At 65.2% G+C, this 13,286-nt stretch carries 6 protein-coding genes; all 6 read left to right on the top strand.

Annotated elements, in window-relative coordinates; all coding sequences use genetic code 11:
- Positions 1 to 242: 242 nt before the first annotated feature.
- The gene (locus WT97_RS19070; protein WP_060354117.1) at positions 243 to 2,111 is read left to right on the top strand and encodes an extracellular solute-binding protein; all 1,869 of its coding nucleotides are present in this window, start codon (positions 243 to 245) and stop codon (positions 2,109 to 2,111) included.
- 12 nt (positions 2,112 to 2,123) lie between these two features.
- Positions 2,124 to 3,176 carry a microcin C ABC transporter permease YejB gene (locus tag WT97_RS19065; RefSeq protein ID WP_060354116.1) on the top strand — a complete coding sequence of 351 codons (1,053 nt, stop codon included), beginning with the start codon at positions 2,124 to 2,126 and terminating at the stop codon, positions 3,174 to 3,176.
- A complete protein-coding gene (locus WT97_RS19060) occupies positions 3,130 to 4,245 on the top strand; it encodes an ABC transporter permease (RefSeq protein ID WP_060036857.1) in 1,116 nt (371 codons plus the stop codon). The genes WT97_RS19065 and WT97_RS19060 overlap by 47 nt, the downstream gene beginning before the upstream one ends.
- The gene (locus WT97_RS19055) at positions 4,242 to 5,885 is read left to right on the top strand and encodes an ABC transporter ATP-binding protein (protein WP_060354115.1); all 1,644 of its coding nucleotides are present in this window, start codon (positions 4,242 to 4,244) and stop codon (positions 5,883 to 5,885) included. Before WT97_RS19060 ends, WT97_RS19055 begins: the two co-directional genes overlap by 4 nt.
- Before the next feature lie 46 nt (positions 5,886 to 5,931).
- Entirely contained in the window at positions 5,932 to 9,093 is a 3,162-nt protein-coding gene (locus tag WT97_RS19050; RefSeq protein ID WP_060354114.1) for a multidrug efflux RND transporter permease subunit, read from the top strand.
- Between the two features lie 845 nt (positions 9,094 to 9,938).
- Entirely contained in the window at positions 9,939 to 12,656 is a 2,718-nt protein-coding gene (locus tag WT97_RS19045) for a TonB-dependent siderophore receptor (protein WP_060354113.1), read from the top strand.
- Positions 12,657 to 13,286 lie beyond the last annotated feature (630 nt).

Genomic DNA, 13,286 nt, shown 5'->3' with positions numbered 1-13,286 from the left:
TATTCGTACATCGGCCGCTTCGCGCAAGTCGGCGCGACGTACACGTTCTGACGGCGACACGTGCAAGACTGGCCAGCTTGGACGGGCCGCTCCACGTCCACTACCCCAAATTAGGAGCGGCCTTTTTTTTAACCAGGCGCGATGACGGTACAGCCGGATCCGACCGGCATCGACGACGTATGAATCGACAGACATTGATCGCGTGCGGGCATCGGGCCGGCACGCAACCGGGTTGACTGAACATGAGACTGTTGAAATGGCGGCGGATGCCCGCGCTGATCGCATGCGTGGCGCTGATTGCATACGCCACGGCCATGCCGCTGGTCGCGCGTGCGGTGCCGGCCATCGCGCAATACGACCAGCCGAAATATCCGCCGGGCTTCACGCATTTCGACTATGCGGATCCGCAGGCGCCGGACACCGGCGCGCTCAATTTCGAAAACTACGACGAAGCGCAGAGCTACGACTCGCTGAACCCATTTCTCGTGCGTGGCTCGCCCGCGCCGGACATCAAGAACCTGATGTTCGACACGCTGATGCAGCGCAGTTGGGACGAGCTCGCATCCGAATACGCGTTGATCGCCGACGACGTCGAGGTGGCGCCCGACGGGCTGTCGGCGACGTTCCACATCAACGCGGCCGCGCGCTTCTCGAACGGCGACGCGATCACCGCGGCCGACGTCAAGTATTCGTTCGATACGCTGACGAGCCCGCAGGCGTCGCCGCTGTACAACGCGCAGTTCTCGATCATCCGGCGCGCGGTGGTCGTCGACAGTCACACGATCCGCTTCGAATTCAAGCATGCGGAGCGCGACGCCCCGCTGATCGCAGGCGACCTGCCGGTGTTCTCGCCGAAGTGGGGGCAGCGCGCGGACGGTACGCGACCGCCGTTCGACCAGATCGCGAACGTGCCGCCGATCGCGAGCGGCGCGTACCTGATCGAGCAGCGCAGGAACGACAAGCAGATCGTGTACGTGCGCAACCCGCGCTACTGGGCCGCGAACCTGCCGTCGCGGCGCGGGATGTTCCGTTTCGCACGCGTGTCGTTCAAGCTGTACCTCGACCAGTACACGGCGCTCGAGGCGCTCAAGGCCGGCGACGTGGACGCGCGGATGGAATACAGCTCGACGCAGTGGGCGCGCAAGTACGTCGGCAAGAACTTTCGCAACGGACTGCTGAAGAAAGGCGAATTCCCGGACGGCCCCGCGCAGATGCAGGGTTTCCTGATGAACCTGCGCAAGCCGATGTTCCAGGACGTACGCGTGCGGCATGCGCTCGCGCTGGCATTCGACTTCGACTGGATGAGCCGGATGATGTTCTACGGGCAGTACCGCCGCACCAACAGCTTCTGGGACGCGAGCCCGTTCGCCGCGTCCGGCATGCCGAGCGCGAAGGAGCTCGCGCTGCTCGAACCGTACCGGTCGACGCTGCCGCCGGAGGTGTTCGGCCCGATGAGCAAGCAGCCGTCGACGCTGCCGCCGGGCTCGCTGCGCGCGAACCTCAAGCAAGCGCGCGACCTGCTCGCGCAGGCCGGCTGGCACTACCGCGACGGCGCATTGCGCGACGCGAACGGCACGCCGATGACGATCGAGATCATCGACGACCAGCCCGGCATGGATCGGCTGATCCTGCCGTACACGCAGGCGCTCGCGACGCTCGGCATCCATGCGTACCTGCACGAGATCGATAGCGCGCTCTACCAGAAGCGGCTCGACAATTTCGAGTACGACATGACGACGTATATCTACTCGCCCGTGACGATCCCCGGCGCGGAGCTGACACGCCGTTTCGGCAGCGCGGCCGCGTCGCAGCCCGGCTCGGAGAACTATCCGGGCGTGAAGTCGAAGGCCGTCGACGCACTGATTCGCGCTGCGCTCGCGGCCAATACGCTCGAGGATCTCGAGACGGCCACGCACGCCCTCGACCGCGTGCTGATCAACCTGTACGTGCTGGTCCCGCAGTACTACATGCCGAACGCGCGGATCGCGTACAAGACGACGCTCGGCCATCCGGCGGTCGTGCCGGCTTCCTATCAGTACGAGGACTGGATCATCGACTACTGGTACGAGAAGAAGCCGGCCGCACGGCCACAACCCGCTCCGGCGGCCTGACGGGGAGCAACGATGCTGGCATACATATTGAGGCGGCTGCTGCTGATGATTCCGACGCTGATCGGGGTGGTGACGATCACGTTCGCGGTCACGCAGTTCGTGCCGGGTGGTCCGGTGGAGCAGGTGCTCGCGCAGTTGCGCCACGGCAGCACGCGGGGAGGCGAGGCGGGCGGAGGCGGGGGCGGCTACCACGGCAGCCAGGGCGTCGATCCGCAGCAGATCGAGCAGATCCGCAAGCAGTTCGGTTTCGACAAGCCGCCACTGGAGCGCTATCTGCTGATGCTGAAAAGTTATGCGACGTTCGACCTCGGCCAGTCCTACTTCGCGCACCGCAGCGTGTGGACGGTCATCCGCTCCAAGCTGCCGGTGTCGATCACGCTCGGGCTGTGGACGGTGATCCTCACGTATCTGGTGTCGGTGCCGCTCGGCATCGCGAAGGCGGTGCGCAACGGCTCGCGGTTCGACACCGTGACGAGCGTGCTGGTGCTGACCGGCTACGCGGTGCCGGGCTTCGTGCTCGGCGTGCTGCTGCTGATGCTGTTCGGCGGCGGCACGTTCTGGCAGGTCTTTCCGATGCGCGGGCTCACGTCGGACAACTTCGACGACCTGACGCTGGTCGGCAAGATCCTCGACTATCTGTGGCATGTCGCGTTGCCGGTGACGGCCTCGGTGGTCGGCAATTTCGCGATCGTCACGATCCTCACGAAGAACACGTTTCTCGACGAAATCGGCCGGCAATACGTGCTGACTGCGCGCGCGAAGGGCGCGCCGGAGCGCGACGTGCTGTGGAAGCACGTGCTGCGCAACGCGGCGATTCCGCTGCTCACCGGGTTGCCGGCCGCGTTCGTCGGCGCGTTCCTGAACGGCAACCTGTTGATCGAGACGCTGTTCTCGCTCGACGGGATGGGGCAACTGTCGTACGACTCGGTGATCCGCCGCGACTATCCGGTCGTGCTCGGCTCGCTGTTCCTGTTCACCCTGATCGGTCTGCTGACCAAGCTTATCGCGGATATCTGCTATGTCCTCGTCGACCCCCGTATCCAGTTCAGCCGCCTGGACCACTGATCCGGCCGCCGTCGCGTGCGCGGCGTCGCCGTCGCCGTGGCGACGCACGTGGCTGCGGTTTCGCGCGCAGCGACTTGGCTACTGGAGCCTCGTGATCTTTGCCACGCTGTTCGCGCTCAGCCTGCTGGCCGACGGATTGTCGAACGACCGGCCGCTGCTCGTGCGCTACGACGGACACTATTATTTCCCGATCCTGAAGGATTATCCGGAGACGCAGTTCGGCGGCGATTTTCCGGCGAAGACCAACTATCTCGATCCGTACATCCGCGCGAAACTCGAGTCGCACGGCAACTTCGCGATCTATCCGCCGAACCGTTACCGTTACGACACGATCGACTACTTCGCGTCGCGGCCGTATCCGGCGCCGCCGTCCGCGAGCAACTGGCTCGGCACCGACCAGTTCGGCCGCGACGTGCTCGCGCGATTGCTGTACGGGTTTCGGCTGTCGGTGTTGATGGCGTTGGCGCTGACGGTGTCGGGTGTCGCGCTCGGCGTGCTGACGGGGGCGCTGCAGGGCTTCTACGGCGGGCGCACCGATCTCGTCGGGCAGCGCCTGATCGAGGTATGGAGCGCGCTGCCCGACCTGTACCTGCTGATCATCTTCGCGTCGATCTTCGAGCCGTCGCTGTGGCTGCTGTTCGTGCTGCTGTCGATGTTCGGCTGGATCGTGCTGTCCGACTACGTGCGCGCGGAGTTCCTGCGCAACCGTGCGCTCGACTACGTGAAGGCCGCGCGCACGATGGGGCTGTCGAACCGGCAGATCATGTGGCGACATGTGCTGCCGAACAGCCTGACGCCGGTGATCACGTTCCTGCCGTTCCGGATGAGCGCGGCGATCCTGTCGCTGACGAGCCTCGACTTCCTCGGCCTCGGCGTGCAGCCACCGACGCCGAGCCTCGGCGAACTGCTGCAGGAAGGCAAGAACTACCTCGACGCGTGGTGGATCTCGATCTCCGCGTTCTCGGCGCTGGTCGTCACGCTGCTGCTGCTCACGTTCATGGGCGACGCGCTGCGCAACGCACTCGACATGCGCGCGCGCGGCTCGGCCTTCGGCGGGGAGCAACGATGACGACGCCCTTGCTGGACATCCGGCGGTTCTCCGCGCACTTCGGCGCGAAAGCCGCCGTGCAGGATCTGAGCCTCTCGGTCGGACGCGGCGAGCGCGTCGCGCTCGTCGGCGAATCGGGCTCGGGCAAGAGCGTGACGGCACTGTCGATCCTGCGGCTCGCACAGCAGGCGACGCTGTCGGGACAGATGCTGTTCGACGGCGAGGATCTGCTCGCGAAGACCGAGCAACAGATGCGCGGCATCCGCGGCGCCGATATCGCGATGGTGTTCCAGGAGCCGATGACGGCGCTCAATCCGCTGTATACGATCGGCAAGCAGATCGCCGAGAGTCTGCGGTTGCACGAGGGCCTGCGAGCGGGCGAGGCGCGCGAGCGCGGCATCGCGCTGCTGCGGCGCACCGGGATTCCCGAGCCGGAACGGCGCATCGACAGTTTCCCGCACCAGTTGTCCGGCGGGCAGCGGCAACGCGCGATGATCGCGATGGCGCTCGCGTGCCGGCCGCGGCTGTTGCTCGCCGACGAGCCGACGACGGCGCTCGACGTGACGGTGCGCCAGCAGATCGTCGACCTGCTGATCGAACTGCAGGAGCAGGAGGCGGCCGCGCGCGGCATGGCCGTGCTGCTGATCACGCACGACCTGAATCTCGTGCGGCGCTTCGCGCAGCGCGTGGCCGTGATGGAGCAGGGTGTGCTCGTCGAGACGAACGCGACCGCCGCGCTGTTCGCCGCGCCGCAGCACGCGTACACGCGCCGGCTGCTGGACAGCGCGCCGCAACGCGCCGTCCGGCCGGTCGCGACTGGCGCGCAGACGATCCTCGACGTGCAGCAGCTCGCCGTCGATTACCGCATCGCTGCGAAGGGCTGGCGCGCGGTGTTCGGCAAGACGGCGTTCCGGGCCGTGCACGACGTGAAGCTGAGCCTGCGGCGCGGCGAGACGCTCGGCATCGTCGGCGAATCGGGATCGGGAAAATCGACGCTGGCGGCGGCCGTGCTCGGCCTGCAGCGGCCGGCGTCGGGCGGCATCGAGATCGACGGCATGCCGCTGGCGTTGCTGCGCACGACCCGCGGCCGGCGCGCACTGTACGGCCGCATGCAGGTCGTGTTCCAGGATCCGTTCGGCTCGCTGTCGCCGCGCATGACGGTCGAGCAGATCGTCGGCGAGGGGCTCGCCGTGCACCGGCCGCAGGTGGCCGGCGCTGCGCGGCGCGCTCGGATTGCAGCCCTGCTGCAGGAGGTCGGCCTGCCGGCCGAAGCTATGATGCGCTATCCGCATGAATTTTCCGGCGGCCAGCGCCAGCGCATCGCGATCGCGCGCGCGCTGGCGGTCGAGCCGGAACTGCTGGTGCTGGACGAGCCGACGAGTGCGCTCGACGTGTCGATCCAGAAGCAGGTCCTGAATCTGCTGACGAATCTGCAAAAGAAGTACGCACTGAGCTACCTGTTCATCACGCACGATCTCGCGGTGATGCGCGCGATGGCTCACCGGGTCATCGTGATGAAGGCGGGGCGCGTGGTCGAGGAGGGCGATACGCTCGACGTGTTGCACGCGCCGTCCCACCCGTATACGCAGGCGTTGCTCGCGTCGTCGATGCTCGCGCCGGAACCGGGCCCGCTGCGGAAGGAAGGGGGCACGGATGATTGACGTGAACCGGGCGCGGTGCGCCCGTGCCGTTCGCTGACCCATCGCGATGCCGTCGTTCTTCATCGACCGCCCGGTGTTTGCGTGGATCGTCGCGCTGGCGATCGTCGTCGCGGGTGTGCTCGCCATTCCGCAATTGCCGATTGCGCAGTATCCGCGCCTTGCGCCGCCGCGCGTCGTGATCACCGCGACCTATCCGGGCGCGTCGACCGAGACGGTCGACGGCGACGTCGGCAGCATCATCGAGGAGAGCCTCGACGGCGCCGACGGGCTGCAGTACTACGAGACGAGCAGCGACGGTCACGGCAACCTCGAGATCGACGTGACGTTCGCGCCCGGCACCAATCCGGACATCGCGCTCGTCGACGTCAACAACCGGCTGAAGCAGGTCGAGCCGCGGCTGCCGCAGCAGGTCGTGCAGCAGGGCATCGGCGTGTTCAAGGCCGCCAACACGTTCCTGATGCTCGTCACGCTGACGTCGACCGACGGCACGCGCGACTCCGCGCAGCTCGGCGACTATCTGAACCGCTACGTGCTGCGCGAACTGAAACGTGCGCCGGGCGTCGGCGCGGCCGAGCTGTGGGACGCCGACGAGGCGCTGCGGGTCTGGCTCGATCCGAACAAGTTGCGCGAATACGACCTCGGCGCCGACGACGTGATCGCGGCGATCGGCGTGCAGAACGCGACGGTGACGGCCGGCGCGATCGGCGATGCGCCGTTCGTGCACGGCCAGCAGCTCACCGCGACGATCGTCGTCAAGGGGCAGTTGACGTCGCCGGAGGAGTTCGGCCGGATCGTGCTGAAGTCGAAGCTTGACGGTTCGGTGGTGCGCGTCGCCGACGTCGCCCGCGTCGAAATCGGCCGCGACGACTATTCGTTCTATTCGCGGCTGAACGGCCGTCCGGCGGCCACCGTCGGCATCCAGCTCGGCCCGCGCGGCAACGCGCTCGAAACGTCAGACGCGATTCGCGCGCGGCTTGCCGAGCTGTCGAAGACGCTGCCGCCGGGCGTCGCGGTCGAGATTCCGTTCGACGGTGCGCATTTCGTGAAGATCGCCATCCGCGAAGTCGTGCTGACGCTCGCCGAGGCCGTCGTGCTGGTGTTCTGCGTGATGTGGCTGTTCCTGCGCGAGCTGCGCTACACGCTCGTGCCGACGGTGGTGATTCCCGTCACGCTGATGGGCGCGTTCGTCGCGATGTGGGCGTTCGGGCTGTCGATCAACGTGTTCACGATGTTCGGCCTCGTGCTGGCGATCGGCATCCTCGTCGACGATGCGATCGTCGTGGTCGAGAGCGTGCATCGCGTGATGGAGGAGGGCGTGTCGCCGCGCGATGCGACGCGCCGCGCGATGAAGCGGATCGGCGGGGCGATCGTCGGCGTGACTGCGGTGCTGACCGCCGTGTTCGTGCCGATGGCGTTCTTCCCGGGCAGCGTCGGCGGCATCTACCGGCAGTTCGCGGTGTCGATGATCGCGTCGATGCTCGTGTCGTCGTTCATGGCACTGTCGCTCACGCCGGCGTTGTGCGCGAACCTGCTGAAACCGGGCGGCGGTCACGAAGGCGGTGGCGGCCGCGTGCCGCGACGCAGCCTCGGCGCGCGCCTGGCCGACCGCTTCGGCGTTGCATTCTCGCGCGCGGAGGCCGGCTATCGGCGCATGACCGTGACGGCGGTACGCCGCACGGGCGCGGTCGCGGGCATCTACGTCGCACTCGTGGCCGTGTGCGGGCTGCTGTCCTGGATGATGCCGGGCGGTTTTCTGCCGACCGAGGACCAGGGGCAACTGCAGGTGATGATCCAGTTGCCGGCTGGCGCCACACAGGCGCGCACGGCCGCGGTCGTCCAGCGTGTCGAGGCGATCCTGCAGGCGGAGCCGGCCGTCGCAAACGTGACGAGCGTGATCGGCTGGAGTTTCGCGGGCAGCGGGCAGAACGTCGGGATGGCATTCGTCGAGCTGAAGGACTGGTCGCAGCGCGACGTCGATGCGATGACGTTGCGCGATCGGCTCAACCGGCGTTTCGATGCGATTCTCGACGGCGACGTACAGGCAACGCTGCCGCCATCGGTGCCCGGCCTCGGTCACGCGGACGGCTTCACGTTCCGTCTCGAGGATCGTGGCGGGGTCGGGCTCGACGTGCTGAAGGCCGCTCGCGAGCAACTGGCCGTGCGCGCGAAGGCGGACCCGGCGCTCGCGTCCGTGCATTTCGAGGACTTGCCGGATGCGCCGCGCATCGAGCTCGACGTCGATCGCGCGAAGGCGTATGCGCTTGGCGTGCCGTTCGAGCGCATCGCGGGGCTGCTAGGCGGCACGTTCGGCTCGAATTACATCAACGATTTTCCGGCGTCGGGCCGGATGCGCCGCGTGATCATCGAGGCCGATCCGGGCGCGCGTGCGACCGACGCGCAACTGATGGCGCTGTCGGTGCCGAACCGGACGGGGGACATGGTGCCGCTGTCGGCTATTGCCGCGCCGCACTGGACGGTCGGACCCGTGATGCTGAATCGCTACGACGGCTACCCGTCGCTCGACGTCAGCGGCCGGGCGGCGACCCACACCAGTTCGGGCGCGGCGATGGCGGAGATGGAGCGGCTGGCCGCCATGCTGCCGGCCGGGATCGGTTACGACTGGGTCAACGCGGCGCGCGAGGAGCGGATCGCCGAGCGGCAGACGCCGCTGCTGGTCGGGTTGTCGGTGCTCGCGGTATTCATGGCGCTCGCCGCGCTGTATGAGAGCTGGACGATTCCGCTGTCGGTGCTGACGATCGTGCCGCTCGGCGTCGTGGGCGCGTTGGCGGCGGCGCTCGCGCGCGGGATGCCGAACGACGTGTACTTCAAGGTCGGGATGATTACGGTGATCGGGTTGTCGGCGAAGAATGCGATTCTGATCGTGCAGTTCGCGCGCGAACTCGTCGCACGCGGCGTGCCGCTGCGGCAGGCGGTGGTGGATGCGGCGGCCGCACGGTTTCGGCCGATCGTGATGACGTCGATGGCGTTTCTGCTCGGCGTCGTGCCATTGGTGCTGGCGACCGGCGCGGGCGCGGAAAGCCGGCGTTCGATCGGGACCGGCGCGTTCGGGGGCGTGCTGGCGGCGACGATGTTCGGGCTGGTGTTCGCGCCGGTGGCGTTTCGGGTAGTCGTGTCCATAGGCCGACGCGGGCGGCATGCGGCGGTGACGAAGCGCATGGAAACGGCCGGGAATCTGGAGATCGATTGATGTGCGCGACGAGGTGTTGCGGTGGGATCAAGGGGCGACGACGTGTGAATATCACACGAAAGCCGTCAATTCGGCGGTGCACGACGCCATGCACATGCCCGAGGGGCCGCTCTATCAGGAATCCTATCCGATATTCGAGGAACACCATCCGGACCCGACCGAAAAATCCCGTTCCAGGGGGTACCCGTGTCGGCTAAACAAAACAGTTCGGACCGGCGAATGCCTGCCGTGTGCTCCATTGCGGCGCATTCACGAGCGGGGAAAAAAGCAGCCGAACAAGGAAGAAAGGCAACGGTGGCGATTGATGAACCATATCGATTTTCATTCGGCACCAACCGAGTGCATTCAATGCACCTAAACAAAGTTATGTGCTATCAAATATTTTTTGACGCGTCGATTCTGTCCTGATATGTTCGCGTCCAGCGTAAAGCCTGGTAGTGAACGGTAATGAAGATTCCGTGCATTAAGACTTTCAAAGTGAATACGTAAAGCAGCTCTTCAACGGGTGACTGCCTTTCCTGGTAGCGCGTACGTTCTGGTTGACGAGGCGCCATGGCGCGAATGTGCCAAGTGCCGTTGGTAGTACGGCTTGCACAGGGCCGTTCGATACATGGATAGATCGATCCATGTAATTAGAGCTACTAATTTTTTGGATATTTTATTTCTTGAATTTCAGCTTGGTTATTCCTGTAAGAAGAATAAATAAAGTTGAAAGAAATAAGCGGTCGGACGGAATGGTTGTGAGCACCAGATGGCGAATCAGGAATGCGGGGCAACGCTATTTAAAGGCCGGCGAATCTCCGTGCATACAAAAAGGTCAGGCCTTGCGACGACAAAGGGGTGTTATGAAACCAACGGCTTTGGGATCGGCAATACGCAGCATCGCATGGGCTGAAGTCGCGTTGACGGCGGCTTTGGGTACCTCCGCTTACGCGCAGACAACGCCTGTCGACGGGGGCGTCGCCACCGAGCAAACCGGCAGCACCGCCGCCGCGCCCGCGCCGGCGTCGGGCACTGCCGCGGGCGGGCAGACCGTGAAAAAGCTCGACAAGTTCGAGGTGACGGGTTCGCTGATCCGCACATCCGACAAGGTCGGCCACACGGAAGTGCAGGTCATCACCGCGAAGGAAATCCAGCAAAGCGGATACACGACGGTCGCCGATTTCCTGCGTTCGACCTCGGCCAATTCCGCCAGCAGCTGGGGCCAGACGACAATGAACAGCTCGGCCCCCGGCGGCGCTGGCATGGCGTTGCGAGGGCTCAGCGAGAAATACACGCTCGTGCTCGTCGATGGCCAGCGCGTCGCGAACTATGCGCAGTCGGTGAACTTCACCGACACGTTCTTCGATGTCAACGCGATTCCGCTGAACATGGTGGAGCGCGTCGAGATCGTCAAGACCGGCGCGGTGTCCGTCTACGGGTCGGACGCGATCGCGGGCGTCGTCAACATCATTACGAAGAAGAACTTTCAGGGCCTGCAGATCGACGGCCAACTCGGCAAGGCGCAGCATCCGGGCGACGGGCAAGGCAACTTCAGCGTACTGGCCGGCTTCGGCGATCTGAATTCGGATCGCTTCAACGTCACCGCGGCCGCCAGCTATTACCGCGATTCGGGCTCGACGCTCGGCGATCGCGACATGACGTCGGCGCAAGACTTCACGCAATATCCCGGCGGGCTGGCCGCGCCGCTCGGGCCGAACCAGCAGTCGTACTGGTCGCTGGCGGACGGCTCGAAGGTGCCGCTTTCGCCGTGCCCGCCGGGCAGCAAGACGAGCGCGACCAATTGCACGTACAACCCGGCCGCCTCGACATCGCTCGTTCCGTCCACGACACGCCTGAACGCGAAGGTGCGGGCCACGTTCAAGATCGACGACAACACGCAGGCCTATGCGGGCTTCTGGGTGAGCCGCGATGAAACCGTCCAGTCGCAGGGGCCGGCCTCGATCTCGAGCACGACGAACATCTACAACCCTTCGACCGGATCCGTTTCGCCTTTGCCGCGCACGGTACCGGTGAGCAACCCCTATAACCCGTTCGGCGTGCCGACGGCGATCAACCTGACCTTCCCGGGCAACGTCGTGGGGGCGGATACGGTATCGACGTTCTGGATGGCGAATACGGGCGTCAAAGGCGCGTTCGACGCGGGCAGGTTCGGCGCGTGGGACTGGTCGGCCGATTACGGCCACTCGCAGAGCACGGTCGATACGACGTACAGCAACCGGATCAACGTCGCGGGCCTCGAGAACATGCTCGCCAACGGCACCTACAACTTCTCGAACCCGGCCTCCACGCCGAACGGCCTGAAGGGTGTTTTCACGGACGACGATCAGCAGGCCATCTCGAAGGTCGACAGCGTGACGGCCAAGGCCTCCACGTCGAATCTGTTCACGCTGCCCGGGGGATCCGTCGGCCTGGGCCTGGGCACCGAGTTCCGCCACGAATCGTCGACGATCAACCCGCAGACGCTCGCGTCGCAAGGCGTATCAGCGCCCGCGAACGTGCAGACGGTGGAGGGTTCGCGCAACGTCGCCGCCGCGTTCTACCAGGTCGACATTCCGATCCTGCGCAACCTGACGTTCACGCAGGCGGGCCGCTACGATCACTACAGCGACTTCGGCGGGGCGTTTTCGCCGAGCTTTGCGCTGCGTTTCCAGCCCGTGCAAATGCTGACGACGTATGCATCGTATAGTCGCGGCTTCCGCGCGCCGACCCTCGTCGAAAACTCGCAGGCCGTCTATCTCTCTCACCAGAACCTCGTCGATCCGAACGATCCGAGCGGTGTGCCGACGAAGCACTTCACGACGGAGCAAGTCGCGGGCAATCCGAATCTTCAGCCCGAGCACACGAAGAACTACAACATCGGCTTCCAGCTTTCGCCCGACGCGATGACCGATATCGGCGCGGCGTTCTACAAGGTTCGCATCGACGGAGTCATCGGCACCGACGATCCGAACGCGGTGCTCGTCGCCAACGATCCTTCCCGCGTCGTGCGCAACGCCGACGGGTCGGTGCGTTACCTTGTTCAGCATTTCGTGAACCTCGGCGCGCTCGACACCGACGGTTTCGATCTCAACTTCCGCAAGGCGCTACGCACCAAGTACGGCACGTTCACGCTCTCGGGCGACTGGGCTTATGTGTGGCACTTCAAGCTGCACAGCCCCGGAACCGCACCGCAGGACTTCGCCGGCAACAACCTTGCGCTGCTGCAGCCGTTCGGCGCGAGCAACCCGCGCTGGAAGGGCAATACGAGCCTGAGCTGGGACTACCGGCAACTGACCACCACGCTGACCTGGCAATACACGGGGCCCTATACGAACGCCGTGGCCGCGGAATTCGGCGACGGCGGCACGGGCTCGGTGGCGTCGTACAGCCAGTTCAACCTGATGTTCAACTACCGCGGCTTCAAGCACTGGACGATTTACGGCGGCATCACGAACCTCTTCGACAAGAAGCCGCCGTTCGACGTCGAGTGGCAAGCCGTGCCCGACATCACGGGCTATGACCAGTCGCTCTACACGGACCTCGGCCGCTTCTTCCAGGTCGGGGCGACGTACCGGTTCTGACGGCGAGGAGGCCGCCAGGCTGCAACCGGTCCCGGCGCGCGGCGCGCGCCGGGACGATGAAGGATGCGCGCGGACCGGATCGGCTGCATCGAGCAGAAGTATGATGGAGAGATACACGTTCGATCCGCTCTTGCGGCGCACCTTGCAGGCGCCTTCGTGAGATTCCTTCTGGATTGGCAACCAGCCTCACTCGAGGTCAAGTGCAGTGGTGTAAGGTCTGAACGCGAGGACGCGCGATCCCGGAAGTGCGACTGAGAAGGGTAGCGAACGTGTGGTATTTCTAACGCAATTCGACGCACGTGTGACCGGACCATGCGGCGTTGGCCGACCGAATGCCGGTCGCGCGGGCTTCACCTCCCGATGACGTCGATTCCAGACGCCCGCGTGCTGCCAATCGTGTAGCCTGTGCCAGCAGCCCATGCCTGAATCACAGCCGCATTTTGTGCGGAAGCATTTCCCAGGGAATACTGGATTCCCGCACGAAAGACCGGTGGCCAGCAGCATCTTCTCCCGCATCTTCAATTTGACATAATCAACATTATCGATAGTTTGTGTGTAGGAGCAAAGTTGTAATGTCGCATCTGGGCAAAGTTGAAATGTCGTAGTTCGAGGGTTTCGGCGCATGCTGGC

This window comes from Burkholderia sp. MSMB1459WGS (genome assembly GCF_001534535.1).
GTDB lineage: Bacteria > Pseudomonadota > Gammaproteobacteria > Burkholderiales > Burkholderiaceae > Burkholderia.
The sequence above is the reverse complement of the archived record's forward strand: the minus strand, read 5'-3'. Positions and strand labels throughout refer to the sequence as shown.